The organism is Mycobacterium sp. 236(2023) (assembly GCF_029623955.1).
In the GTDB taxonomy this organism is placed as follows: Bacteria; Actinomycetota; Actinomycetes; order Mycobacteriales; family Mycobacteriaceae; genus Mycobacterium.
The window spans coordinates 605,744-631,431 of sequence record NZ_JARSBP010000004.1 but is presented as its reverse complement, the minus strand read 5'-3'; the positions used below and the strand labels follow the sequence as shown (position 1 = coordinate 631,431).

Here is a 25,688-nt window from a genome sequence, read left to right as displayed (position 1 = left end):
GGTCTCCCTATGCCACCGCATTTCATGGACGGCCAACCCCACGGCCACACCGACCGTCCCCGCCGTGTGCGGCAGCTGGGGGAGCCGTTGCGCATCGGCGTCGGCGGTCCCGTCGGCTCCGGCAAGACCGCACTGGTGGCTGCGCTGTGCCGGCAGCTGCGCGAAGAACTCTCACTGGCGGTTCTCACCAACGACATCTACACGACCGAGGACGCAGACTTCCTGCGGCGCAACGCCGTTCTGCCCGACGACCGCATCGCCGCGGTGCAGACCGGCGGGTGTCCGCACACCGCGATCCGCGACGACATCACCGCCAACCTCGATGCCATCGACGACCTCATCGCCGCCCATGACCATTTGGACCTGATCCTGGTGGAATCCGGCGGTGACAACCTGACGGCGACCTTCTCGTCAGGTCTGGTCGACGTCCAGATCTTCGTCATCGACGTGGCCGGCGGCGACAAGGTGCCGCGCAAGGGCGGCCCGGGCGTCACGTTCTCGGATCTGCTGGTGATCAACAAGACCGATCTCGCTCCACTGGTGGGAGCAGACCTCGACGTGATGCGACGCGATGCGGCCGCGGTGCGCGCGGACCGCCGGTTCGAGTTGATCTCCCTGACCGTTGATCCCGCCGCCACACCGGTGCTGGCGTGGGTGCGTGAGCAACTCCGGGTCGCGCAGGCCGTGTAGTGCGCTCTGACGTCGTCATCGTCGCGAGGCCGGACCGGCGGCCCTACATCGAATGCAGCGGCGGGATCGCGGCACGCCAGACCGGCCCCGACACCGTGCACCTGGTGTCGTCGGTGGCGACCCCCCTGGGCGGCGACGCGATCGCGATGCGTGTCGTGGTCGAACCGGGCGCACGACTGCGGGTTCGGACCGTCGCGGCGACCGTCGCGCTTCCGAGCGCCACCACCGCGGAATCCCATGCCACGTGGGCGCTGGACGTCGCGGGGGAGTTGGACCTCGATCCGGAGCCCACGATCGTCGCGGGTACATCACGACACTTTGCCTCGACCCGCGTCACGCTCAGTGACACCGCGGTGCTTCGCCTGCGGGAGCGCGTCCAGATCGGCAGAACCGATGAACGGCAAGGCTTCTGGTCGGGATCGCTGCACGCCGACGTCGAGGGCAGACCGCTGCTGCGGCACCGCGTGGAGGTGGGCAGCGGCTCACTCACCGACGACGTGATCGCGGCACCCCGCGCCTGCGTCAGCGAATTCCATTATCCGAGAAGCGATGTCGAGACCGCAGGCGTGACGCTGGCACTGGCGGCTGGGGGTTGCCTGTCCACCTGGCAAGGCGACCGCCTTTAACTCGCTGCTTTCTCCGTCTGCTCGACGGAGGCCGCGATCTCCTCAAGCTCCTCGATGCGTGTTCGGGCGTAGGCCTGCTGTTCGGTGATCGTCAGCTGACCGCGGTTACGTCCGAGGAACGTCACCGTCCACGACAGCAACGTCGCGATCTTGGTCTTGAAGCCGACCAGGTATACCAGGTGCAGGAGCAGCCAGGCGAGCCACGCGATGAAGCCGCCGAATTCCAGCTTGCCGACCTTGGCCACCGCGTTGAACCGCGACACCGTGGCCATCGAACCCTTGTCGAAGTACTTGAACGGTTCTCGCTCAGTGGGGTCGGCGCCCTTGAGCTCCGCCTCGATCGCCTTGGCGGCGTACTTGCCACCCTGGATCGCGCCCTGCGCCATGCCGGGCACGTTCTCGACGGCGGCCATGTCGCCGACGACGAAGACGTTGGGATGCCCCGGAATCGACAGGTCGGGAAGGACCTTCACCCGGCCGGCGCGGTCGAGTTCGACGCCCGACTGCTCGGCGAGGTCCCGGCCGAGGGGACTGGCCGACACACCGGCCGACCACACCTTGCACGCCGCTTCGATGCGGCGCATCTTGCCGTCGGGGTCCTTGACCGTGATGCCGTTGCGGTCGACGTCGGTGACCATGGCGTTGAGCTGGATCTCCACACCCATCTTCTCCAGCCGATCCTGGGCCTTCTTGCCGAGCTTCTCACCCATCGGCGGCAGCACCGCGGGGGCCGCGTCGAGCAGGATGACCCGGGCCTTCGTCGAATCGATGTGACGGAACGCACCTTTGAGGGTGTGATCGGCCAATTCGGCGATCTGCCCGGCCATTTCGACGCCCGTCGGCCCGGCGCCGACGACGACGAACGTCAGCAGCTTCTCCCGGCGAGCGGGGTCACTGGAACGCTCGGCCTGCTCGAAGGCACCGAGGATCCGACCGCGCAGCTCGAGCGCGTCGTCGATGGTCTTCATGCCGGGCGCCCACTCGGCGAAGTGGTCGTTGCCGAAGTACGACTGGCCCGCGCCCGCCGCGATGATCAGGCTGTCAAACGGGGTGATGTAGGTGTGACCGAGCAACTCGGAGCGAATCGTCTTGGTGGCCAGGTCGACGCGGGTGACGTCGCCGAGCAGAACCTGCGCGTTCTTCTGGTTGCGCAGGATTATGCGCGTGGCAGGGGCGATCTCGCCCTCGGAGATGATGCCGGTCGCGACTTGGTACAGCAGCGGCTGGAAGAGGTGGTGGGTGGTCCGGGCGATCATCTTGATGTCGACGTCGGCCCTCTTCAGCGTCTTGGCCGCGGTCAACCCACCGAACCCCGATCCGACGATGACCACCTTGTGGCGGTCTGACGGAGTGGCTCCCGGATTGCTCATTACTACTCCCTTGTCGAGGTCCTCGGCGAACCTGCCTCAGGTATCTTCTTTACCCATTCAGAACAACGAAAACTCTAGTCGTTGCCCATCCGGGCGGCGCGGTGAGATGCCCCACCGCGCCGCAAAGTTCAACCTGCGGTTGCCTCGACGCCGAAATCAGTCGGCGAGCAGCGGCTTGAGGGCCCGACCGAGCTCCGTGATCTGCCCGGGCTGATAGCCGACTGTCTTGGTGGGCAGAAACAGGATCACCCCGTCGACGCCCGCGTCGAGCACCTTGGTCTTGATCTGATCGGCGATCTGCTCGATGCTGCCGAAGACCATGCGCTGCTTGAAGTCGTCGGGGACCATATCGGCGCTGACGCCGTCACCGACGATCGCGCCGACGAGCATGCTGGTCTCCAGCGTCGCCGGGTCGCGATCGATCTCCTCACACTTCTGCTTGACCACGTCGATCTTGCGGGCCAGCTCGTCGAATCCTGCGATGACGTTGAGGTGATCGAAGTGGCGGGCCGCCAGCGGGATGGTCTTCTTCTCGCCGCTGCCGCCGATCATCAGCGGAATGTGTTCGCGGAAGCGGGGATTCGCCATGGCGTCCTGGACGCTGTAGTACTTCCCGCTGAACGTCGGGTGCTCGCCCTTGATCATGGGCAGGATGATCTCGAGGGCTTCACCGAGTTTGTTGAACCGGTCGGTGAAGGTACCGAACTCGTAGCCGAGCTGGTCGTGTTCGAGTTCGAACCAGCCGGTGCCGATGCCGAGGATCGCGCGGCCCTGGCTGATCACGTCAAGCGTCGTGATGTTCTTGGCCAGCAGCGTCGGATTGCGATACGTGTTGCCGGTGACCAGCGTGCCCAGCTGTGCGTTCTCGGTGGCGGTGGCCAGCGCGCCCAGCGCGGTGTACGCCTCCAGCATCGGCTCGTCGGGGGTTCCGATTCCGGGCAGTTGGTAGAAGTGATCCATCAGGAACACGGAGTCGAATCCCGAGGTGTCGGCCTCTTTCGCCTGCGCGACCACAGTGGGGAAGAGGTCGGGAACGCCGGTGCCGTAGGAGAAGTTGTTGATCTGGAGCCCGAGTCGAATCGTCACGAACCCGACCCTACGCACCGGACGTCAAACGGCGTCCCGGGTTTCACTCGGCGCGAAGCGCGGAATAAAACTGCACTAAGCGAAGTTCGCCAGAGCCCCGTGCGTGACATGCAGCGTCTGCCCCGTGATGTGCCGCGCCGCCGGCGTGGTGAGGAACAGAGACAGGCGCGACATCTCCGCACTGACCGACGGCGGCGTGGAACCGAGGCCGTCGTAGCCGGGATCGATTCCGCGGCCGACCGCGACGGCATTCACCGTGATGCCGCGGATGCCGAAGTGGTTGGCCTGACCCGCGGTCCAGTCGGAGACCGCGGCCTTGACGGCCGCTGCGGCGCTGCCTTCGCGCGGAGGTTCGGGGATCACGGTGATGATCGATCCGCCGGAACGCATGTGGTCGCCGAGCACCTGCACGGTGAGCATCGCCGACACGAGGTTCGCGTCGAACAGCCCGCGCCATTCCGCGGCGTGGTCGTCGAGCGTGTAAGTGCGGGGATCGCCGCCGTTCCAGCGGGGGGCGGGCACGTTGATGATCGTGTCGAGATGAGCCGGCACCTGACCGTGCAATTGCCCGACAGAGGCGGCATCGGTGTTGTCGAAGACCAGAACATCCTGGTCGAGTTCTTTGGCGAGGACCTCGAGGTCGTCGCGGTTACGGCCGCCGAGGATGATCTTGTGACCGGCTTCGCTGAAGCTCTCGGCCATCGTGCGCCCCAGATCGGTGTCGCATCCCGTGATCAGAACATCCATCGATGGCCCTCCTGTTGTGTTCGACGCTGAACCCCAGCGAGCGCCGCCAATGTTACTGGACGGTAGCTAGATGAGAAACCCGGCGCGCCGCTGTCGACTGCCGTGCAACGGACGGCGCATCGCCGAGTGTGCGCCGATGGCAGGAATCAGGGTCGATTCCCGCCCTGTGGGCACGCTCGACGAATGGAGGCGTCTGCGCGCTGTAACAACCGCCGCCCGACGGGCCGATGAACGGGTGAGACATCACACCCGTCAACTTCGGCAGATTCGGCACCCGCGCGTCGCGTGGGTGCTGACGCATGTCAGCAAACAAACCGATTCTGTCTATCTGCTGCGATGTTCCTTGTGGCAATGTAACAATTCAGCACATTTTGACCACCTCACACTTGCGTCACGGCTGCAACACGGTAGTTTCTTCCCCATGGATCAGCCGGAAGTGCATCCTGACCGCCTCAAGGGCGTACCGACGCCGTTTCGACGCTCGGTACTGACGACCGTCACGACCGCTGCGCTGGCGGCCGCGCTGGCGATGCCGGCGGTGGCCGGCGCCCAGCCGGCACCGACGCCGACGCCCGCGCCGCCGCCTCCGGTGGTAGCGCCGCAGGCGCCGCCGGCGGCGCCGCCGGTCGATCCCAACGCGCCGCCACCCCCACCGGCGGCACCCCCGGTGGTGGACCCGAACGCGCCGCCACCCCCACCGGCAGCACCCCCGCCGGCGGACCCGAACGCGCCGCCACCCGTCGATCCCAATGCTCCGGTGGCCCCTGCGCCGGAACCGGGCCGCGTCGACAACGCCGCAGGCGGTTTCAGCTACGTCGTTCCCGCAGGCTGGAAGGTTTCGGACGCCAGCCAGATCTCGTACGGCCAGGCGCTGCTCACCAAGCTGCCGCCGGAGGGTTCGCCGCCGGATGCGCAGCCGCCGAACGACACCAGCGTGCTGCTCGGCCGACTCGACCTGAAGCTGTTCGCGGGCGCCGAGAGCGACAACACCAAGGCGGCCCAGCGACTCGCCTCCGATATGGGCGAGTTCTTCATGCCGTTCCCGGGCACGCGGGTCAACCAGCAGGTGATCCCGCTCGATGCCGACGGCCTGACCGGCGTCGCCTCGTACTACGAGGTGAAGTTCACCGACACGAACAAGCCGAACGGCCAGATCTGGGCCGGTGTCGTCGGTGCTCCCGTCGCCCCCGGCACACCCCGCGGTCAGCGCACGCCGGAGCGATGGTTCGTCGTTTGGCTCGGCACTGCAACGAATCCGGTGCCGCAGCCCGAGGCCGCCACGCTGGCGAACTCGATCCGCCCGTGGGCGCCGCCTCCGCCTCCTCCGCCGGCGGACCCGAACGCGCCTCCGCCGCCGCCGGATCCCAACGCGCCGCCGCCCGACCCGAACGCGCCGCCGCCGCGGCCCGCCGTGGGCGTCCCGGTTCCGGTCGACCCGAACACCGCACCGGGGATGCTTCCCCCGGCGTGACGTGATGTGTGAGCGGGCGGTGATCGTGTCCGATCGCCGCCCGTTTGCATAGCCGTTTCGTTACCCGCGGCAGGTATACCTGGGCCATGGCCCGGTTGCGGCCGCACCGGGTCCGGCTGGCGACAGGCGGGAGACCCTCATGGACATGGTTGCAGCTAGCGAAATTCTGGCGCGATCGACGACGCTGACCAGCGTCGGTTGGATCGGGTACATCATCATCGGCGCCATCGCCGGGTGGATCGCGGGCAAGATCGTCAAGGGCGGCGGCTCCGGCATCGTGATGAACATCGTCGTCGGGATCGTCGGCGCGCTCATCGGCGGGTTCCTGCTGAGCTTCTTCCTCGACACCGCCGCGGGTGGGTGGTGGTTCACGCTGTTCACCGCCATCCTCGGATCGGTGATCTTGTTGTGGATCGTCAGCAAGGTTCAGACGAAGGCCTGACCGCACACCGTGGCATCGTAGGGACGTGGCGCCCCCGACGATGCGCGCGTGGCAGGTGCGCAGGCCCGGTCCGATAGCGACCGAGCCGCTGTGCCTGTCCACTGTCCCCGTCCCCGAACCCGGACCGGGCGAACTGCTGGTGGCAATCCGCGCGTGCGGCGTGTGCCGCACCGACCTGCACGTCACCGAAGGCGATCTCCCGGTGCACCGGGAGGACGTGACGCCGGGGCACGAGGTGGTCGGTGAGGTCGTCGAAATAGGCCCGGGCGCCGGCGACTTCTCGATCGGCGACCGTGTCGGCATCGCGTGGCTGCGCTACACCTGCGGCTCCTGCCGATTCTGCCTGCGCGGCCAAGAGAATCTGTGCCCGGACTCCCGCTACACGGGTTGGGACGCCGACGGCGGCTACGCCGAATTCGCCACTGTGCCTGCCGCTTTCGCGCTGCCATTGCCTGCGGGGTACACCGATGCGGAGTTGGCGCCGCTACTGTGCGCCGGCATCATCGGGTACCGCTCGCTGATGCGCGCGGATCTTCCGCCGAAGGGCCGCCTCGGCATCTACGGGTTCGGCGGCAGCGCCCACCTGACGGCTCAGGTGGCGATCGCCGACGGCGCCGAGGTGCACGTGATGACGCGTGGGGAACACGCCCGCGAACTCGCCCTGTCCCTGGGCGCGGCATCTGCACAGGGTGCAAACGAACGGCCGCCGGTGGCGCTCGACGCTGCGATCCTGTTCGCTCCGGTCGGCGACCTTGTTCTGCCTGCGCTCGCGGCGCTCGACCGCGGCGGCACGCTCGCGATCGCCGGGATCCACCTCAGCGACATTCCGACGCTGAACTATCAGGATCACCTGTTCCAGGAACGTCAGATGCGGTCCGTGACATCGAATACGCGGGCCGACGCGCACGCATTCCTCGACTTCGCCGGCCGGCACCACCTCGCGGTCACCGCCCCCGAGTACTCGCTCGACCGCGCCGACGCGGCGCTGGCCGATCTGAGCGGCGGACGCATCTCCGGCGCGGCCGTGCTGGTCGTGTGACTAGAGGGCGGCGAGCGCGGCGCCGAGGCGGCCCGCGAGATCACCTCGCCCGTGCCGGTAGAGCGGTCCGGCGCCGTCGGAGAGCAGGACGCGTATCCGCGCGACGCCGCGTTCACACACGGGGTCCGCGGATTCGAGGCGCTGCACGATCCGGTCGATCAGATCTGTGACCGCGAGAATGCCGGGGCCGTTGAGCGGTATGCGCAGGGACACGGGCGGCTCCATGGCGTCGCCCACGAAGTGATTCAGCACCTCGGCGATGGCCTGACGCTCCTTCGGAGACAGCAGCCTCGCGCGGTGTGCCAGTAGCGACCTCCCAGGGCTCGACGGCATACCGACCGACAGCTGACGGTCGAGAGAGCAGGCAGTGATGTGGGCCGCGACCTGCGCCAGGAGCGACGGCCGTGGATCGCGACGCTTCCGCGTCCGGGCCGACTGCGCGGCGTGCAGGACTTCAGCGGGAATCCGGGGGGCGGCCATGCTGCACACAACTCCAATCGGTGACTGCCAAGAACGCTATACCGGTCATGCATGACCAGTCAATCGATTTAAGCAGTCACGAATGGTAGGCTGCGTCGATGACCGAGCTCTGGCCCGGCGACGACGAAGACAAGCCCGCGCCGCCACCGCTGCGCCGCATCCAGGCGCTCGTCAACACCGTCGAGCGGCCCGACGGCTCCGACCGGCTCAACGATGTCGCCGATGCGCGACCTTGGCTGGTCGACAACGACCTGCTGGCAGCGTCAACGGAGCTGTCGTCGGCCGATCTGTCGCTGGTCGTCGAGGTGCGTGAAGCGCTGAGGGCACTGCTCGTCCGCAACGGCGGCGGCCCGGCACCGACCCAGGACGCACTGGCTCCACTGCGCCGCGTCACGGCGGCGGTGCGCCCCTCGGTCGACGTGGACGGCAGCGTGGCCCTGAGAGTGGACGGCGACGACGTGGCGAGCCGGCTGGCCGGGCTGCTGCTGGTCGTCCGCGACGCGCAGCGGGACGGCAGCTGGGCACGGCTCAAAGCATGCGGCAACGACGAATGCCGTTGGGCGTTCTACGACGCATCGCGCAACCACGGCGGCACATGGTGCGACATGGCGTCGTGCGGCAACAAGCTGAAGAACCGGCAGTTCCGGGCGCGCAAACGGGCGGCTCGCTGATCGGCTGTCTAGGACAGATGCCACACGAGCGCGGCCGCCAGAGCACCCAGCCCGTTCAGCGACCAATGCAGCGCGATCGGGGCGATCAAGCTGCCGCTGCGCCTGCGCAGCCATGTGAAGACGAATCCCGCCGCCCCCGTAGCGATCACCGCGCCGACGACGCCGGCGACCATGCCGAACACTCCGCCGCCGAGGATCTCGGTGAACCCGACATTGCTCGCCGTCAGGCCGAGCGACGTAGCAATGTGCCACAGCCCGAAGAGCAGTGACCCCGCCGCCGCGACGCCGCGCCAGCCCCACGCACGGTCCAGGGCGCCGTGCAGCACGCCGCGGAAAGCCAGCTCTTCGGGAATCACGGTCTGCAGCGGAATGATGATCATCGATGCGATCAGCGCGCCCGACAACGTCGCGTAGTTGTCGTTGAGGAACATCGGCCGCGTCCACGGCAGCAACGCGCCGACCGCGATGACAGTGCCCACCAGGGCGACCGCACCGATCGCATACCCGGCGCCCGACTTCCAGTGCTCGCGGCCCAGTCCGAGCTCCGACCAACCGAGACCGCGGGAGCGCACCAGCAGTACGAGCCCCACCGCGGCAGCAGGTACGACGGCGACGTTCGCCCACGGCGTCGTGAAGTGCGCCAGCAGGTTCGAGGCCACCAGCACGACGACGACGATGGCGATGTCGACGTAGATCCGGAAGTGGTGCAACGCCGCGAGTTGAGCGACCACGGGGTGGGGCTCGACGGGTGCGGCGATGACGTCAGACATAACCGCACCAGGGTACCGGCGTTTCTGCGCGGCGGATTATTCGTTGTCGCCGCCGGTGTCGGACACACCGCCACCCGACACCCCGAGGCGGCGCGCGGCCGGCCACACCCAGTCCTTCACCTCGGGGATGTCGTCGCCGTGCTCGCGGGTGTACTCGCGGGCGGCGATGCGGGCGTCGGCCATCCGCTGGCGCAACGTCGCGCACGTCGACCCGAGCGCCGGAACGCGGTCCAGCACATCCATCACCAGGTGGTAGCGGTCGAGGTCGTTGAGCATCACCATGTCGAACGGGGTCGTCGTCGTGCCTTCCTCCTTGTATCCGCGGACGTGGAGGTTCGAGTGGCCGGCTCGCCGGTAGGTCAACCGATGGATCAGCCACGGGTAGCCGTGATAGGCGAAGATGATCGGCTTGTCGGTGGTGAAGATCATGTCGAAATCCGGGTCCGACAGCCCGTGCGGATGTTCGGTGGAGTCCTGCAGGCGCATCAGGTCGACGACGTTGACGAACCGGATCTTGAGCTCGGGCAGATGCGTCCGCAGGATGTCGGTCGCGGCGAGCGCCTCAAGGGTCGGCACGTCTCCCGCCGCGGCGATCACGACGTCAGGATCGGAGCCGAGGACCTCCGAGCCCGCCCACTCCCAGATGCCCAGGCCGCGCGTGCAGTGCGCGATGGCCTGCTCCATGGTCAAGAAGTTGGGGGCGGGCTGCTTTCCGGAGACGACGACGTTGACGTATTGCCGTGACCGCAGGCAGTGGTCGTAGGTCGACAGCAGCGTGTTGGCGTCCGGTGGCAGGTACACCCGCACGACGTTCGCGCTCTTGTTGACCACGTGGTCGATGAAGCCGGGGTCCTGATGGGAGAACCCGTTGTGGTCCTGGCGCCAGACATGGCTCGACAGCAGGTAGTTGAGGCTCGCGATGGGGCGCCGCCAGGCGATGTGGTTGGTGACCTTCAGCCATTTGGCGTGCTGGTTGAACATCGAATCGATGATGTGGATGAAGGCTTCGTAGCAGTTGAACAGCCCGTGCCTGCCGGTCAACAGATAGCCCTCCAGCCAGCCCTGACATTGGTGTTCGGACAGCATCTCGACGACGCGGCCCACCCTGGCCATGTGCTCGTCGACCTCGGGACCGATGTAGTCGGCGTTCCATTGCTTGTCGGTCGCCTCGAACACCGATTGCAGACGATTGGACGCCGTCTCGTCGGGGCCGAAGATGCGGAAGTTGTCCGGATTGCGCCGGATGACCTCGGTGAGCCACTGGCCCAGGACCCGGGTGGCTTCGGCGACCGTCGCGCCCGGAGCGGGGACGTCGACGCCGAAGCTGCGGAAGTCGGGCAGCCGGAGATCCTTGAGCAGCAGACCGCCGTTGGCGTGCGGATTGTCGCTCATGCGCAGGTGCCCCTGCGGCGCCAGCGAGGCGATGTCGGCGTGCAGTTTCCCGCCCTCGTCGAATAGTTCGTCGGGTCGGTAGGAGGCCAGCCAGTCGGCAAGCACGCCAAGGTGCTCGCTGGTGTCGCGGGCACTGGACAGGGGCACCTGGTGCGCCCTCCAGGAGCCGGTCGTCTTCTTGCCGTCGATGGTGCCGGGACCGGTCCAGCCTTTCGGGGTGCGGAACACGATCATCGGCCAGGCCGGTCGGGACTCGTCACCCGAGGCTGCTGCGGCTTTGATGTCGGCGATCTCGTCGAGGACCTCGTCGAGCAGCGCGGCGAAACGCCGATGCGCATCAACACGCGAGTCGTGGTCGTCCGGCCCGTCGTCGGGGACCTCGAAGAAGTAGGGATGATGCCCGTAGCCGACCATCAGCGCCCGCAGTTCGTCTTCCGGGATGCGGGCCAGCACGGTCGGGTTGGCGATCTTGTAGCCGTTGAGGTGCAGGATCGGCAGCACGACGCCGTCTGTGGTCGGGTTGGTCAGCTTGTTGGAGTGCCAGCCGGTGGCCAGCGCGCCGGTCTCGGCCTCACCGTCGCCGATCACGGTCGCGACCAGCAGATCGGGGTTGTCGAAGGCCGCCCCGTAGGCGTGGGACAGGGCGTAGCCCAGTTCGCCGCCCTCGTGGATCGACCCGGGTGTTTCGGGCGCGACGTGCGACGGGATCCCGCCCGGGAACGAGAACTGACGGAACAGCCTGCGCAGCCCCTCGGCATCCGGGGTGATGTCGGGGTACACCTCGCTGTACGTGCCGTCGAGGTAGGCGCTGGCGACCAATCCTGGGCCGCCGTGTCCTGGTCCGGTCAGGTAGATCGTCGACTGTTCGCGCTCCTTGATCGCCCGGTTGAGGTGCGCATAGAGGAAGTTCAGGCCTGGCGTGGTGCCCCAGTGTCCGAGCAGTCGCGGCTTGACGTCCTCGCGGGCGAGCGGGGTGCGTAGCAGCGGATTGTCCAGCAGGTAGATCTGGCCGACCGACAAATAGTTGGCGGCACGCCACCACCGGTCGAGTTGGTCGATCTGGGTGTCTGTGAGCTGCTGCCGTTCCACTGTCGTCCAGGTCATCTCTCCATCCAACCCCGGTTCGGGGAGAGGTCAACTCGTCCGCGATGGCGTGCGCGTTAATCTTTCTCCCGTGATGGCCGAGGGCGCTTTGCTGAATTCCCTGCGCGTACTCGATCTATCACTCGGAGATTCCGACGGTGTCGGACGGATCCTGGCCGACCTCGGCGCCGACGTCCTCAAGATCGAACCGCCCGGTGGTGCGCCCTCGCGCACCGATCTGCCCGCCGTGGACGGGGTGAGCATCCCGTTCGCGCTGAACAACGCGAACAAGCGCTGCGCACAGCTGGATCCGACGGATGCCGACGATCGTCGCCGCCTGCTGGAGCTCGCGGGCGGCTGTGACATCGTCCTGGATTCTGGAAACCCTGGCGGCGCAGCCTTGTTCGGTACGTCGGGGCAGGAACTCGCGGCGAAGTTCGAACATCTCGTCGTACTGGCGGTGACCGATTTCGGCACCGCGGGCCCGCACGCCTCCTGGCGCGCCACCGATGCCGTTCTGTACGCGATGTCGTCGGCGCTGTCGCGGACGGGGCCGACGACCGGCACACCGGTGTTGCCGCCCAGCGGTGTCGCGTCGGCGACGGCGGCGGTCCAGGCCACCTGGGCGGTGCTGGTCGCCCATTACGACCGATTGCGCTGCGGCCAAGGAGAATTCATTGACTTCTCCCGGTTCGAGGCGGTCGTTCAAACGCTGGATCCGCCGTTCGGCTCCGAGGGCCAGGCCGCTGTGGGTCTGAAGTCACCGTCCGAATTGTGGCGTGGCAGGCCCCGCAACCAACAGATCTACCCGACCTTCGCGTGCAGGGATGGACATGTCCGGATCTGTCTGCTGTCGGCACGGCAGTGGCGAGGCATGTTCGAGTGGCTCGGTGAACCCGCGCAGTTCGCCGGCCCCGAGTTCGAGACGATCGCTGCCCGCTACGCTGCGTCGCGGGAGCTCAACGCGGCGATGGCGGAGCTGTTCGCACCGGAGCTCAAGGCCGATCTCGTCACGCAGGGCCAGGCGCGTGGCGTCCCCATCGCGGCCGTGCTGTCCCCAGCAGAAGCGCTGTCGTCCAGCCATTTTCGTTCGGTCGGCGCCCTGTCCGAGGAGATCCTGCCGTCTGGGACGGCGCTCACCGTCCCGGTCGGTCCGCTGGTGATCGACGGGTCCCACCACGGATACCGGGAAGCACCCCGGGTGTTGCCAAGTCCCGAATGGTCCACCACGCGAAGCTCCCCGCCGCCGGCGTCCGGTGCCGGCCTGCGTCCGCTGGAAGGCCTGCGAATCCTGGACCTGGGCGTCATCGTCGCCGGCGGTGAACTCGGCCGGCTGTTCGCAGACCTCGGGGCGGAGGTCATCAAGATCGAGAGCCCCGCCTATCCCGACGGTCTGCGTCAGACACCGCCCGGTAAACCGATGAGCCGATCGTGGGCCTTGACCCACCGCAATCAACTCAGCCTCGGGCTGGACCTGCGAAACCCCGCCGGTGCAGATGTTTTCGGCAACCTGGTACGGACCGCTGATGCCGTCTTCGCGAATTTCAAACCGGGAACGCTGAATTCGCTCGGCTTCTCCTACGAGCGGTTACGCGCATTGAGGCCGGGAATCGTCCTCGCGGAGAGCAGCGCGTTCGGTGATCGTGGCCCCTGGAGCGCCCAGATGGGTTACGGACCACTGGTCCGTGCGTCCACCGGCGTTGCGTCGCTGTGGACCTCGGTGGACGCCGAGCCGGGCCGGTTCTACGACGCGACGACGATCTTCCCCGATCACGTCGTCGGCCGGCTGACCGCGACCGCGGCGCTGGCGGTCCTCATCGGCAGGTTGCGCACCGGTGCCGGCGGCCACGTCCACATCTCTCAGGCCGAGGCGGCGATCAACCAGCTCGCCACGACCTACGTCACCGAATCGGCCAGAGACGCAGGCCATCACGTGACCGACGCCGCGACGCTGGATGCGGTGTATCCATGCGCGGGCGACGACGAATGGTGCGTGATCTCCGCCAGTTCGCCACTGCAACGGGCTGCTCTCGCCGACCTCATCGGTGTTGCGGAACTGCCCGCAGATCGGCACGAGGCGATCGCCGCGGTGTCGCGCTGGACGTCGGTCCGCGACAAGGGCGACGTCGCGGAGTTGTTGCAGCGGCTCGGCGTTCCCGCCGGTCCGATGAACCGGGCCGCCGATGTCGCCGCCGACCCCCAGGTGATCGCGCGGGGACTGCTCACCGTGATGGTCCATCCGCTCGTCGACCAGGTTCTGCCCACCGAGACGGCACCGAGCCTCTACCAACGGATTCCGCGCGCCGAGCTGAGGCCCGCCCCGATGCCCGGCGAGCACACCCGAGACATCTGTCAGCGCGTGCTCGGACTGACTGACGACCAGATCGACCGACTCGTCGCCGACGGCGCATTGTTCACCTACGACCCGAAGACATAGGAGGCACTCCCGCATGCCCATCGACCCCAGGACGCCGGTCCTCGTCGGCTACGGCCAGGTCAACCAGCGCACGGAAGATCCCTCCGTCGAGCCCGTCGACCTGATGGTCGCCGCCGCGCGAGCGGCCGCCGATCCGCGCGTGCTCGAGGCCGTCGACGCCGTGCGCGTGGTCAATCTGCTGTCGTGGCGCTACCGGGACCCGGGATTGCTTCTCGCACAGCGTATCCGCGCCGACAAGGCGGCGACACGCTACACCGGCATCGGCGGCAACGTGCCACAGACACTGGTCAACCATGCCTGTCTGGACATCCAGCAGGGCAAGCACGACGTCGTGCTGATCGCCGGTGCGGAGACGTGGCGGACCCGGACCCGGGTACGCGCCGCGGGGCACAAGTACGTCGGTACCAAGCAGGACGAATCGGTGCCGCTGGCACCGGGCTCCGACGAGAACATGCCGATGGCGGGCCCCGGCGACCTCAAGATCCACCTCGACCGTCCCGCGTACGTCTATCCGATGTTCGAGCAGGCGGTGCGCATCGCGGCGGGGGAGTCACCCGGCGAACACCGCAGGCGCATCGGCGAGCTGTGGGCGCAGTTCTCGGCTGTCGCCGCGACCAATCCGCACGCGTGGAGCCAGGATGCGCTGACCGCCGAGGAGATCGTCGAGCCGTCGCCGAAGAACCGGATGATCAGCTGGCCCTACACAAAGCTGATGAACTCCAACAACATGGTCGACCAGGGCGCGGTACTGATCCTGACGTCGGTGGAGAAGGCGCAGTACCTCCAGATCCCTTCGGAGCGTTGGGTTTTCCCGTATTCCGGGGCGGACTCGCACGACACGTACGCGATCGGTGAGCGGGCCGAGTTCCACACGTCGCCGGCGATCCGCATCGCGGGCAATCGGGCGCTCGAGCTGGCGGGCGCAGGTGTCGACGAGATGGATTTTGTCGACGTGTATTCGTGCTTTCCCTCCGCGGTGCAGGTGGCCGCCAACGAACTCGGCCTGCCGATCGGCGACCCCGACCGTCCGTTGACGGTCACGGGCGGCCTGACGTTTGCCGGTGGGCCGTGGAACAACTACGTCACCCACTCCATCGCGACGATGGCCGAACGTCTGACGGCCAACCCTGGCACCCGCGGGCTGATCACCGCCAACGGCGGCTACCTGACCAAGCACAGTTTCGGTGTGTACGGGACCGAGCCGCCGGCCCATGAGTTCCGCTGGGAGGACGTCCAATCAGACGTCGACCGCGAGCCCACACGCGCCGCGGTGGTCGATTGGAGCGGCGTCGCCACGGTGGAGACGTGGACCACGCCCGTCGGTCGCGACGGGGTCCCCGAGAAGGCGTTCCTCGCCGTACGCACTCCTGAGGACGCCCGCGTCCTCGCCGTGATCACCAGTACCGACCAGGCTGCGGCGTCGGTGGCCGAGGACATCGCCGGGGCGTCGGTTCGCGTCAACGACGACGGGACCGCCACCTTGGAGTGACCCGGTAACGCGGCTGTCACCCGGGCGGCACATCCGTGTAGCCGCCACGACATAGCTTCAGATCGCATGAAGAAGCTGTCGCATCCTGCCCTGCAGATCGGGATCGCCGCCATCGGCGGCATCGTCTTCGGACTGGCCGTCGGAGACTGGGCGGCCAATCTGAAGTTCATCGGAGACCTCTTCATCCGGTTGATCCAGATGTCGATCGTGCCGCTGGTGATGGCGTCGGTGATCGTCGCGACCGGGTCGATGACCGGCACGGGAACGGGCAAGATCGCTGCCCGCACGTTCTCGTGGATGCTCGGATTCTCCTGTGTAGCAGCCGTGCTCGCATGGGCACTGAGTTCGGCGATCAAGCCGGGCGCGGGCATGGTCTACACCGAGGAGCTCGACCCCAGCCTGGCCGACAAGGCGGGCGAGGCGCTGGGTTGGCAGGACACTCTGCTGAACTTCGTGTCCACCAACATCTTCGACGCGATGTCGACTGCGACGATGGTGCCGATCATCGTCTTCTCGTTGCTGTTCGGCATCGCGTTGCGCACGCAGATCAACAAGACCGGCGACACCAGAGTGCTGACGTTCATCGATCACATCCAGCAGATCGTGCTGACGATGATCCGGCTCGTCATGTACATCGCGCCGATCGGTGTGTTCTGCCTTCTGGCGGCGCTGGCGGGCGACGTCGGCTTCTCGGTGGTGACGACGGCGCTGAAGTATCTGGGCACGACGCTGATCGGCGTGCTGATCCTGTTCGCGCTGTTCGTCGTCGTGGTGACGGTTCGGACCCGACTGAACCCGATGCTGCTGCCGGGCAAGCTGGCCGAGCAGACCGCGATCGCGATCACGACAACCAGTTCGGCGGTGACGTTCCCGACGGTGCTGCGCAACACCGTCGAGAAGGTCGGGGTCAGCCAGAAGATCGCTAACTTCACGCTGTCGATCGGCCTGACGATGGGCTCCTACGGCGCGGTGCTCAATTACATGATCGTCGTGATGTTCCTCGCCCAGGCAGGTGGCGTGGAGCTGAGCCTCGGCCAGATCGTGCTGGGCATGGGTTTGGCGATCCTGTTGAACATGGGCACGATCACGGTTCCGGGCGGCTTCCCTGTGGTGGCGATGTTCCTGGCCACGTCGCTGGATCTGCCGTTCGAGGCGGTCGGTCTGCTGATCGCCGTCGACTGGTTCGCCGGCATCTTCCGCACCTTCCTCAACGTCAACGGCGACACCTTCGTGGCGATGCTGGTCGCCAACGCTGACGACGAGATCGAGCGCGACGTCTACAACGGCGACAAAGTGGTGGTCGCCGAGGAGATCGACATGGCCGAGTACAGCGGAGCCATGGCTCGCGCCGACCAAGCCGACTGACTACAGCAGACCTAATGCAGCCACCGCGTCGCGTTCCTCGCGCAATTCGGAGAGCGAGGCGTCAATGCGTGCCCGCGAGAACGGGTTGATGTCAAGGCCTTCCACGATCTCCCAGCGGCCGTCGACCGAACGGCACGGGAACGAGCAGACAAGCCCCTCCTCGACGCCGTAGACACCGGGGGACGGGAGCGCGACGGACGTCCAGTCCTCGGCGGGGGTGCCGTGCACCCAGTCGTCGATGTGGTCGATCGCGCCGTTGGCCGCCGACGCGGCGGAACTGGCACCGCGGGCCTCGATGATCGCGGTGCCGCGGCGGGCCACGGTCGGGATGAAATCGTCGGTGAGCCAACGGGTGTCGGCGGCGTAGTCGGCGCCCGCGCGGCCGCCGACGGTCGAGTGGAAGATGTCGGGGTACTGCGTCGGCGAGTGGTTGCCCCAGATGATCATCTTGCTGATCTCGGTGACGGGCACCTTGGCATGGCGGGACATCGCCGCGACGGCGCGGTTGTGGTCGAGGCGGGTCAGCGCGGTGAACCGCTCGCTGGGGATGTCGGGGGCGTGGGCGGAGGCCACCAGCGCGTTGGTGTTGGCCGGGTTGCCGACGACGAGGACCCGCACGTCGGCGCTCGCGCCGACGTTGAGCGCCTTGCCTGCCTCGGCGAAGATCTGGGCGTTCGCCCCGAGCAGGTCCGCGCGCTCCATCCCCTTGGTGCGCGGCTTCGCGCCGATGAGCAGCGCGACGTCGACGCCGTCGAAGGCGCGGACTGGGTCGTCGTAGATCTCGGTGGCCGCCAGCAGCGGGAACGCGCCGTCGTCGAGTTCCATGACGACACCCTCGGCGGCGCGCACGGCACCGGGGAGCTCGACGAGCCTGAGGATCACGGGGGTGTCGTGGCCGAGCATCGCTCCGGCGGCGATCCGGAACAGGGCGGCGTACCCGATGTGGCCTGCGGCTCCGGTGACGGCAACGGTGACGGGGGAGCGAGTCATGGTCTTCAACCTAGTCAGGGCGCGTCGGCGGGAACATCGGTGTAGGACGTGATGAATCCCTCAGCCGAGAACGTGAATCCTTTCCCGCTGAGCTCCGACAGGCACGAAATTCCGCTTGCCTCTTGGATATTGCAGCGGAAACCGCCCACGGCCAGGATCCGGTTGAACGGGAGTTCGGTGGCAGGGCCGGGCTCGAGCGCGAAACCCGGCTCGTCGCGGGTGACGAATGTCGCGTCGGCGGTGCGGTCGACGACGATGCCGGTCACCGAGTCGGGGGTGCCATCGATGTTGAGCGCCGTCCCGTTGGCGTTCTGGCAGCCCGCTGAGGCGCGCGGGATGATCGCGCATTTCCAGCGGCCGCTGGGGGAGACGAAGTAGTAACCGGTCCGTCCGGCGACGTCGGCGGCAAAGTCGAATGCGTTCGCGAGGTGGGCGTTGCTCGGCTTCGTCGTGGTCGGCGGCGGCGGCGCGGCAGCTGTCGGCGTGACCGAGTTGTCGGAGGTGATGACGGTCGGGCCTGCGCACGCGGTCGTCAGCAGCACCATCGCGGCGGACGTCAGAAGTCGCATGCCCCCATTGGACCATTCGGCTACTGGGTGACCTTCTCTCGTAGGCCTTCGTCGAGCGATGCACGCACCAGCGCGGCGGCCAGCGGTGCGCAGGCGCCTGTGGCGAGCTTCGCCAACTCCTCCGGGTCTGCGGGCAAGCCGAGATCCATCGCCGCTGCGGTGGCGCGCGAATCGAAGAAGGGGCGCACCCAGGTCCACACGTCCTGCACTTCGCGCAGAAAGATGTCGGCTCCGGTGTCGCTGATGCCGGTGAACCCTTTGAGTAGGTCCTTGGCCTTTGCGACGTCGTGGCCGCTGCGGTTGGCCAGCTCCCGCAGGTCGCCTCCGTATTCGTCGCGCACCATCGTCGCGATGTCGACGAGCCGGGTGGCCGAGCTCTCGTCATAGCGGGCATACGAAGCCCGCCCGAACGCGTCGATCACCGTCTGGCGGTTGACTTTCAGCGCGGTGTCTGGAGTGCGGAGCTTCTCGCCGAACAGTTCCCGCGCCGCCTGGGTGGCGATACTCGCGTCGATGGGCTTGCTGGCGAGCATGCACAGCACCAGGAGCTCGAACAGTGGCATCGGCTTGTCATCGAGGGTGATGCCGGCTTCCTCGGCGTAGGTCATGCCGGCCTCGTCCAGAAGCCGGCCGGCCAGTGTTGTCGTGGTCATACCGTCCGGCTACCCGGCACCGGCGCGCCGAATCGCCTCACTTGGCGGGAAGACTCTTCGCGTAGTCGACGCCGCGGGTGACCCATGGCGACAGCTGGCGTTTGGTCTTGAGGCCCTCGACACCGACCCGGATCCAGCCGCGGGTTTCGCGGCCGGACATGATCATCGGCTCGACGTGCGCGCGGGTGAGCAGATCAGCGGTGTCGTCGGGCGGGACACGGACCATGAGGCCGCCTTTCGAGCTGACGCAGACCGACATGTTGCCGTTGATCAGAAAGGCCAGCCCGCCGAACATCGGCTTCTCGTCGACGTTGCGCTGGGAGGCGATGAGCTCACGGACGCGGTCGGCTAAGTCGAGGTCGTAGGCCACCGACCCACGGTAGCGCGGGGTATGACGGCACGGAATCAATCGACTCCTGCGTGAGGGCTGTCCACCCTCTGACATCACGACCCTGATGCAGAAGTCGCCGGCTTCCACCCCAAAGCCGGGCCGAGTCTCTCGGCCATGTCGGTGACGATCTGGACGTAGTCGTCGGCGTCGAAGCTGAACGGCAGCGCGAAGGCGACCTCGTCCACGCGCTGAAAGCCCGGGTGCGCATGCAGCGCTTCTACCAGCTCGTCGGACGTACCCACCAGGTCGGGGGCGAACATCATGCCCCGCGGCCCGTGCGTCTGCGCGGTGCGCGGCAACCGCGCCTCGGCATACGCCCGATACTTGGCCACCTGTTCCGGTGTCGCCGAGTCCGTCGGGATGACCACCAACCCCTGTGACACTCGGGCACTTTCAGGGTGTTCGTGGTGCGCCCGGAAGGCGTCGATCTGCTCGGCCTGGATTGTCGCGAAGTCACGCGACTCTGACCCCTCGGCGCTGACGACGTTGCTCGTCAGGTAGTTCAGGCCGTTCTTGGCGGCCCAGATCGCCGACGTCAGCCCGCCGCCGTACCAGACACGCGACGCCAGCCCGGGGGAGTGCGGCTGCACACGCCGCGAGAACTGCTCGATACCGAGCGTGCCCTCGAAATCGCTGACCGGCTCGCCGCGTAGATAGTCGAGCAGCCGTTCGGCCCGCTTCTTGGTGAAATCCTCGACGTCATGCGTGTCCGGATACAGCGCGCTCTTGTAGTTGTCGTACATCATCGGAGTGCCCACGGAGACACCGGGATTGAGCCGGCCGCCGGACAGGATGTCGACGGTCGCGAGGTCTTCGGCCAGACGCAGCGGGTTCTCCAGTCCCAGTGGGATCACCGCGGTGCCGAGCTCGATCCGCGACGTGCGCTGGGTGGCGGCCGCGAGCATCGCCACCGGTGACGAGATTCCGGGTTGCAGGTGGCGCTGTCGCACCCACACCGTGTCGAAGCCCAGCGCTTCAGCCCGCTCGATCGTCTGCAGTGTCTCCTCATGTCCCGGGCGGGGATCGCCGTCGTCGAATCGTCCGATCGTCAGAAAGCCCAGCTTGCGCAGCGGCTGACCTCGTTCCGGCATGGGACTCCTTTCTGCCGAGCAGACACAAACTCGCACGAATTCTTCCGAAAGCGTGCGAGTTTGCGTCTGCTCGCGTTTAAGCCGCGGCGGTCGCAGCCTGCTCGGCGGGCTCCAGGGCCTGCGCGACGATCTCGGCCACGTCCGTCATCGGCTTGACCTCCAACGCGTCCAGCACCTCGGCCGGCACTTCGTCGAGATCAGGCTCGTTGCGTTGCGGGATGAAGACCGTCTTCAGCCCGGCCCTCTGCGCAGCGAGCAGCTTCTGCTTCACGCCGCCGATCGGTAGCACCCGGCCGTTCAGCGTGACCTCACCGGTCATGCCAACGTCACCGCGCACCTGCCGCCCGGTCGCCATCGAAACCAGCGCGGTCACCATGGTCACACCGGCCGACGGGCCGTCCTTGGGCACCGCACCGGCAGGCACGTGCACGTGGATCTTGCGGTCGAGCGCCTTCGGGTCGACGCCGAGTTCCGCTGCGTGCGAACGGACGTAGGAGAGCGCGATCTGCGCCGACTCCTTCATCACGTCGCCGAGCTGACCCGTCAGCTGCAACCCCGACTCACCCTCGGTGGAGCCGGCCTCGATATAGAGGACGTCGCCGCCGAGGCCCGTGACGGCCAGGCCGGTCGCCACACCGGGCACCGCGGTCCGTTCGTCCGAATCCGGTGTGAACCGCGGACGGCCCAGGTATTCAACGAGATCCGGTTCGTCGATCGTGATCGGCTCTTCCGAGACGGCCAACTTCGTGGTCGCCTTGCGCAGCGCCTTGGCCAGCAGCCGTTCGAACTGACGCACACCCGGCTCCCGGGTGTAGTCCGCGGCGATCTTGCGCAACGCCGCGTCGGTCACCGAGACCTCCTCGGACGTCAACGCCGCACGCTCGGACTGCCTGGGCAACAGGTAATCTCGCGCGATCGCGACTTTGTCGTCCTCGGTGTAACCGTCGATCGTGACGAGCTCCATGCGGTCCAGCAGGGCCGACGGAATGTTCTCGATGACGTTGGCCGTCGCCAGGAACACCACATCGCTCAGATCCAGGTCGAGGTCCAGGTAGTGGTCGCGGAACGTGTGGTTCTGCGCCGGGTCCAGGACTTCGAGCAGCGCCGCCGACGGGTCGCCCCGGTAGTCAGAGCCCACCTTGTCGATCTCGTCCAGCAGCACAACAGGATTCATCGATCCCGCTTCGGCGATGGCCCGCACCAGCCGGCCCGGCAGTGCACCGACGTACGTGCGTCGGTGTCCGCGGATCTCGGCCTCGTCGCGCACACCGCCCAGAGCGACGCGCACGAACTTGCGGCCCAACGCGCGAGCCACGGATTCACCGAGCGACGTCTTACCGACGCCGGGAGGGCCGGCCAGCACCATGACGGCACCGGAACCACGGCCGCCGACGACGGCCAGACCGCGCTGAGAACGGCGCGCCCGAACGGCCAGGTACTCGACGATGCGGTCCTTGACGTCGTCCAGCCCGTGGTGGTCGGCGTCAAGAATCTCGCGCGCCGACTTCAGGTCGGTCGAATCCTCGGTCGTGACGTTCCACGGCAGGTCGAGCACGGTGTCGAGCCAGGTGCGGATCCAGCCGCCCTCCGGGCTCTGCTCGCTGGAGCGTTCCAGCTTGCCGACCTCACGCAGTGCCGCCTCACGCACCTTCTCAGGCAGATCGGCGGACTCCACGCGAGCGCGGTAGTCGGCTTCCCCTTCCTGGCCATCAGAACCCAATTCGCCGAGCTCCTTGCGGATCGCATTCAGCTGCTGGCGTAACAGGAATTCCTTCTGCTGCTTGTCCATTCCAGCGCGGACGTCCTCGGCGATCTTGTCGTTCACCTCGGTCTCGGCCAGATGCTCGCCGGTCCACGAGATCAGCAGGCGCAGCCGCTCGGCCACGTCCTCGGTCTCCAGAAGTTCGCGTTTGTGGACATCGCTGAGGTACGACGCATAGCCGGCCGTGTCGGCCAGCGCCGATGGGTCGGTGATCTTGTTGACCACGTCGACGATCTGCCACGCCTCGCGGCGCTGCAGCATCGCCAGCAGCAGCTTCTTATATTCAGCTGCAAGGGTTTTGGCCTCGTCGGTGATCGGCGCGTCAACGATCTCGTCGACGAGCACCCACAACGCCGCGCCGGGTCCGGTGGTACCGGATCCGATGTGGGCGCGGGTCTCGCCCTTGACGACGGCGGCGGCGCCGCCCCCGGGGACGCGACCGACCTGCACGATCGAGGCGAGCACGCCGTAGGTGGGGTACCGGTCGTCGAGGCGCGGCGCGATGAGCAGCTTGCCGCTTTCGCTGGCTTGGGCGGCGTCGACCGCGGCGCGGGCTGCGTCGTCGAGCTCGATCGGCACCACCATTCCGGGCAGCACGATCGGTTCACTGACGAACAAGATCGGGACTTGCAGAGCTTCAGGCATCAAACCTCCAAAGTTGAACCTAAGCCGCTCAACCTTGGGATCGCCGGGTTTGTTCCCTACGGATTGCACTCCTGCCACAACCGGTAGACGGCCAACGCGTCGTCACTGGGCTCATAGCGCATCGGCAGCCGCCGGTCCTGCCACGGTTTGGCTATCTCGTCATAGAACGTCTCCAGCTCGAAATACCTCCGGTTGTCGACGTAGAACGCCGCGTAGTCGTCCCTGGTGGTCAGGAAGACGACCTCGTCGGGGGAGCAGTAGTACAGCGATCCCAGGCACATCGGGCACGGGTGGGCCAGCACGTAGATCGTCGCGCCGGTGAGGTGTTCGGTCTGCAGCGCCGTGCATGCCGCCCGGATCGCGAGAATCTCGGCGTGCGCGGTTGGATCTTTGGTCTGCGCGACGCGGTTCGGGCTCTCGGCGAGCACCTCGCCGTCGCGGGCGATGACCGTGGCGAACGGTCTGCCGCCTTCGGCGACGTTCTGCCTCGCCAGGTCGATGGTGCGCTGCACGAAGTCCATGGGAATACTGTGCCCGCAGCCCGGGTCGTAGCACCTATGAACAACGCAGACGACCCCATCGGCGGCCTTGTCGTCGCGATCACGGGCGCCAGCAGCGGCATCGGGGCGGCGACGGCTCGCCGGCTCGCCTCCCGCGGAGCGCGGCTGGTGCTGGGCGCCCGCCGCGCCGACAGGCTCGAAGCCCTGGCCGAGGAACTCGGCCCATCGAATGTGTCGACCCTCGAGACCGACGTGACCCGCGCCGAGGATGTTCAGCGCCTCGTCGACACCGCGGTCGCCGACCATGGACGCCTCGATGTGTTGGTCTCCAATGCAGGCATCAGCGCGATCGGCCCGCTCGCCGACGGTGACGTCGCCGGCTGGGGCGCCATGATCGACGTCAACGTGCGTGGGCTTCTGCATGGGATCGCCGCCGCCACGCCCGTATTCGAGCGCCAGGGGCACGGGCATTTCGTCACGACGGTGTCGACTGCCGGCCTCAAGATCACCCCCGACATGGGTGTCTACGCGGCGACGAAGAACGCGGTGCGCACGGTGATGGAGGCGCTGCGTCAGGAGTCGACCGACGGCGTCATCCGCACCACGTCGATCTCGCCGGGCTTCGTCAACACCGAGCTGGACAGCTCCATCACCGATGCGCGGTTGCGTGCCCAGATCCGCTCCAGCATGGATGCTTTCGGACTCGACCCCGACGCGGTGGCCCGGGCGATCGTGTTCGCCATCGAGCAACCCCACGATGTCGAGATCGGCGACCTGACCATCCGCCCGACGGTGCAGGGCTAGACACAGCAGAGAGCCTGCCGTTCGGGGGAAAACGGCAGGCTCTCTGTGGTGTGCGCGGGTGCTAGGCGGTTGCCTGAGCTCCCAGAACCCGCTGGATATCCGGCTTCATCTGCTGCAGCTGCTGTCCCCAGTAGCCCCAGGCGTGCGTCCCCGCGGTGGGGAAGTTGAAGACACCGTTGGTGCCGCCGGCCGCAATGTACTTGTCGCGGAAGGCGATGTTGGTCCTCAGCGTGAATCCTTCGAGGAATTGCGCCGCCATCAGGTTGGGGCCGCCGCCGGCGTCCAGATCCGACGGGGTGCCGGTGCCGCAGTAGATCCAGACGCGAGTGTTGTTGGCCACCAACTGGTTGATGTTGACCATCGGGTCGTTGCGCTTCCACGCCGGATCCGAGGACGGGCCCCACATGCTCTCGGCGTTGAAGCCGCCCGCGTCATTCATCGCCAGACCGATCAGCATCGGCCACCAGCCCTCGGAGGGGTTCAGGAAGCCGGAAAGCGAAGCGGCGTAGATGAACTGCTGCGGGTGGTGGATCGCGTAGGTCAGCGAGGCGCTACCGGCCATCGACAGCCCGACGACGGCGTTGCCGGTCTGCGAGACGCCGCGGTTGGCCTCGAGCCACGTCGGAAGCTCCTGGGTCAGGAACGTCTCCCACTTGTAGGTGTAGTCCTGGCCGTTGCCTCGCGACGGCTGGTACCAGTCGCTGTAGAAGCTCGACTGTCCACCCACCGGCATGATCGTCGACAGGCCGGAGCCGTAGAGCCATTCGAAGGCCGGGGTGTTGATGTCCCAGCCGCTGTAGTCGTCCTGCGCCCGCAGACCGTCCAGCAGGTACACGGCATGGGGTCCGCCGCCCTGGAACTGCACGCGGATGTTGCGGTTCATCGAGGGGGAGAACACGTCCAAGTACTCGACGGGGAGGCCCGGTCGGGAAAATGCCCCCGCCGTCGCCGAACCCCCGGCGAAGCCGATCAGCCCGGGCAGCGTCGCGGCGGCAAGAGCGGCAGCTGCCACCCGCCGACCCCATCGACCCGAAAACTTCTCTTTCCACTTCATAACGGCAATCCACACCTTTCTCATCGCATCGCCTGGTTTCGCAAACTTGCCGTCGCGTTTCACGGGTAATG

General features: G+C 67.2%; 24 protein-coding genes. 10 read left to right on the top strand and 14 right to left on the bottom strand.

Annotation, left to right across the window (positions count from 1 at the left end):
* The first annotated feature begins 9 nt into the window (after nucleotides 1-9).
* Together ureG and P9A17_RS19875 are read left to right on the top strand one after the other, a co-directional pair.
* Nucleotides 10-690, top strand: coding sequence for an urease accessory protein UreG (gene ureG, locus P9A17_RS19880; protein WP_278040415.1), 681 nt, complete (start codon nucleotides 10-12; stop codon nucleotides 688-690).
* Nucleotides 690-1,316 (top strand): urease accessory protein UreD, encoded by a 627-nt coding sequence (locus P9A17_RS19875; RefSeq protein ID WP_278040414.1) that lies wholly within the window; start codon nucleotides 690-692, stop codon nucleotides 1,314-1,316. The genes ureG and P9A17_RS19875 overlap by 1 nt, the downstream gene beginning before the upstream one ends.
* Here the strand turns inward: P9A17_RS19875 and P9A17_RS19870 are convergent.
* The 3 genes from P9A17_RS19870 to P9A17_RS19860 all read right to left on the bottom strand — a co-directional run bounded on the left by P9A17_RS19870 (nucleotide 1,313) and on the right by P9A17_RS19860 (nucleotide 4,519).
* Entirely contained in the window at nucleotides 1,313-2,686 is a 1,374-nt protein-coding gene (locus P9A17_RS19870; protein WP_278040413.1) for an NAD(P)/FAD-dependent oxidoreductase, read from the bottom strand. The two genes, P9A17_RS19875 and P9A17_RS19870, sit on opposite strands and share 4 nt — an antisense overlap.
* A gap of 156 nt (nucleotides 2,687-2,842) precedes the next feature.
* Complete coding sequence (locus P9A17_RS19865; RefSeq protein WP_278040412.1) at nucleotides 2,843-3,772, bottom strand: LLM class F420-dependent oxidoreductase; 930 nt, start codon at nucleotides 3,770-3,772, stop codon at nucleotides 2,843-2,845.
* 75 nt (nucleotides 3,773-3,847) lie between these two features.
* Nucleotides 3,848-4,519 carry an SDR family oxidoreductase gene (locus P9A17_RS19860; protein ID WP_278040411.1) on the bottom strand — a complete coding sequence of 224 codons (672 nt, stop codon included), beginning with the start codon at nucleotides 4,517-4,519 and terminating at the stop codon, nucleotides 3,848-3,850.
* 421 nt (nucleotides 4,520-4,940) lie between these two features.
* Between P9A17_RS19860 and P9A17_RS19855 the strand changes: the two genes are divergently transcribed.
* The 3 genes from P9A17_RS19855 to P9A17_RS19845 all read left to right on the top strand — a co-directional run bounded on the left by P9A17_RS19855 (nucleotide 4,941) and on the right by P9A17_RS19845 (nucleotide 7,471).
* Complete coding sequence (locus tag P9A17_RS19855) at nucleotides 4,941-5,990, top strand: APA family fibronectin-binding glycoprotein (protein WP_278040410.1); 1,050 nt, start codon at nucleotides 4,941-4,943, stop codon at nucleotides 5,988-5,990.
* A gap of 139 nt (nucleotides 5,991-6,129) precedes the next feature.
* Nucleotides 6,130-6,432 (top strand): GlsB/YeaQ/YmgE family stress response membrane protein, encoded by a 303-nt coding sequence (locus P9A17_RS19850; protein ID WP_278040409.1) that lies wholly within the window; start codon nucleotides 6,130-6,132, stop codon nucleotides 6,430-6,432.
* Between the two features lie 40 nt (nucleotides 6,433-6,472).
* Nucleotides 6,473-7,471, top strand: a complete 999-nt coding sequence (locus tag P9A17_RS19845; RefSeq protein ID WP_278040594.1) for a zinc-binding alcohol dehydrogenase family protein — start codon at nucleotides 6,473-6,475, stop codon at nucleotides 7,469-7,471.
* Here the strand turns inward: P9A17_RS19845 and P9A17_RS19840 are convergent, their stop codons facing one another.
* Nucleotides 7,472-7,951 carry a hypothetical protein gene (locus tag P9A17_RS19840; protein ID WP_278040408.1) on the bottom strand — a complete coding sequence of 160 codons (480 nt, stop codon included), beginning with the start codon at nucleotides 7,949-7,951 and terminating at the stop codon, nucleotides 7,472-7,474. It lies immediately after the preceding gene.
* Nucleotides 7,952-8,049: 98 nt separating this feature from the next.
* Between P9A17_RS19840 and P9A17_RS19835 the strand changes: the two genes are divergently transcribed.
* The gene (locus P9A17_RS19835) at nucleotides 8,050-8,622 is read left to right on the top strand and encodes a CGNR zinc finger domain-containing protein (RefSeq protein ID WP_278040407.1); all 573 of its coding nucleotides are present in this window, start codon (nucleotides 8,050-8,052) and stop codon (nucleotides 8,620-8,622) included.
* An 8-nt stretch (nucleotides 8,623-8,630) separates the two neighbouring features.
* On the opposite strand, the gene P9A17_RS19830 is transcribed toward P9A17_RS19835, so the two are convergent.
* Entirely contained in the window at nucleotides 8,631-9,392 is a 762-nt protein-coding gene (locus P9A17_RS19830; protein WP_278040406.1) for a CPBP family intramembrane glutamic endopeptidase, read from the bottom strand.
* A 36-nt stretch (nucleotides 9,393-9,428) separates the two neighbouring features.
* On the bottom strand, nucleotides 9,429-11,888 hold the full coding sequence (locus P9A17_RS19825) for a phosphoketolase family protein (protein WP_278040405.1): 2,460 nt from the start codon (nucleotides 11,886-11,888) through the stop codon (nucleotides 9,429-9,431).
* A 73-nt stretch (nucleotides 11,889-11,961) separates the two neighbouring features.
* Between P9A17_RS19825 and P9A17_RS19820 the strand changes: the two genes are divergently transcribed.
* From P9A17_RS19820 to P9A17_RS19810, 3 genes are all read left to right on the top strand, one after another.
* Nucleotides 11,962-14,304 carry a CoA transferase gene (locus tag P9A17_RS19820; protein ID WP_278040404.1) on the top strand — a complete coding sequence of 781 codons (2,343 nt, stop codon included), beginning with the start codon at nucleotides 11,962-11,964 and terminating at the stop codon, nucleotides 14,302-14,304.
* Between the two features lie 13 nt (nucleotides 14,305-14,317).
* Nucleotides 14,318-15,793 carry an acetyl-CoA acetyltransferase gene (locus tag P9A17_RS19815; RefSeq protein WP_278040403.1) on the top strand — a complete coding sequence of 492 codons (1,476 nt, stop codon included), beginning with the start codon at nucleotides 14,318-14,320 and terminating at the stop codon, nucleotides 15,791-15,793.
* A 66-nt stretch (nucleotides 15,794-15,859) separates the two neighbouring features.
* Entirely contained in the window at nucleotides 15,860-17,158 is a 1,299-nt protein-coding gene (locus P9A17_RS19810) for a dicarboxylate/amino acid:cation symporter (protein WP_278040402.1), read from the top strand.
* Here P9A17_RS19810 and P9A17_RS19805 read toward each other — a convergent pair whose 3' ends face one another.
* The 7 genes from P9A17_RS19805 to P9A17_RS19775 all read right to left on the bottom strand — a co-directional run bounded on the left by P9A17_RS19805 (nucleotide 17,159) and on the right by P9A17_RS19775 (nucleotide 23,780).
* Entirely contained in the window at nucleotides 17,159-18,148 is a 990-nt protein-coding gene (locus tag P9A17_RS19805) for a malate dehydrogenase (protein ID WP_278040401.1), read from the bottom strand.
* Nucleotides 18,149-18,162: 14 nt separating this feature from the next.
* Nucleotides 18,163-18,717: a hypothetical protein gene (locus tag P9A17_RS19800; RefSeq protein ID WP_278040400.1), complete on the bottom strand. Its 555-nt coding sequence runs from the start codon at nucleotides 18,715-18,717 to the stop codon at nucleotides 18,163-18,165.
* Nucleotides 18,718-18,737: 20 nt separating this feature from the next.
* Complete coding sequence (locus P9A17_RS19795) at nucleotides 18,738-19,370, bottom strand: endonuclease (protein WP_278040399.1); 633 nt, start codon at nucleotides 19,368-19,370, stop codon at nucleotides 18,738-18,740.
* A gap of 37 nt (nucleotides 19,371-19,407) precedes the next feature.
* Entirely contained in the window at nucleotides 19,408-19,740 is a 333-nt protein-coding gene (locus tag P9A17_RS19790) for a TfoX/Sxy family protein (RefSeq protein ID WP_278040398.1), read from the bottom strand.
* Between the two features lie 74 nt (nucleotides 19,741-19,814).
* On the bottom strand, nucleotides 19,815-20,852 hold the full coding sequence (locus tag P9A17_RS19785) for an LLM class flavin-dependent oxidoreductase (protein ID WP_278040397.1): 1,038 nt from the start codon (nucleotides 20,850-20,852) through the stop codon (nucleotides 19,815-19,817).
* A 76-nt stretch (nucleotides 20,853-20,928) separates the two neighbouring features.
* Complete coding sequence (gene lon, locus P9A17_RS19780; RefSeq protein WP_278040396.1) at nucleotides 20,929-23,259, bottom strand: endopeptidase La; 2,331 nt, start codon at nucleotides 23,257-23,259, stop codon at nucleotides 20,929-20,931.
* A 56-nt stretch (nucleotides 23,260-23,315) separates the two neighbouring features.
* Complete coding sequence (locus tag P9A17_RS19775) at nucleotides 23,316-23,780, bottom strand: nucleoside deaminase (protein ID WP_278040395.1); 465 nt, start codon at nucleotides 23,778-23,780, stop codon at nucleotides 23,316-23,318.
* A gap of 36 nt (nucleotides 23,781-23,816) precedes the next feature.
* Here P9A17_RS19775 and P9A17_RS19770 point away from each other — a divergent pair, with 36 nt between their 5' ends.
* Entirely contained in the window at nucleotides 23,817-24,563 is a 747-nt protein-coding gene (locus P9A17_RS19770; RefSeq protein ID WP_278040394.1) for an SDR family oxidoreductase, read from the top strand.
* A 61-nt stretch (nucleotides 24,564-24,624) separates the two neighbouring features.
* Here the strand turns inward: P9A17_RS19770 and P9A17_RS19765 are convergent, their stop codons facing one another.
* Nucleotides 24,625-25,617, bottom strand: coding sequence for an alpha/beta hydrolase family protein (locus tag P9A17_RS19765; RefSeq protein ID WP_278040393.1), 993 nt, complete (start codon nucleotides 25,615-25,617; stop codon nucleotides 24,625-24,627).
* Nucleotides 25,618-25,688: the final 71 nt, after the last annotated feature.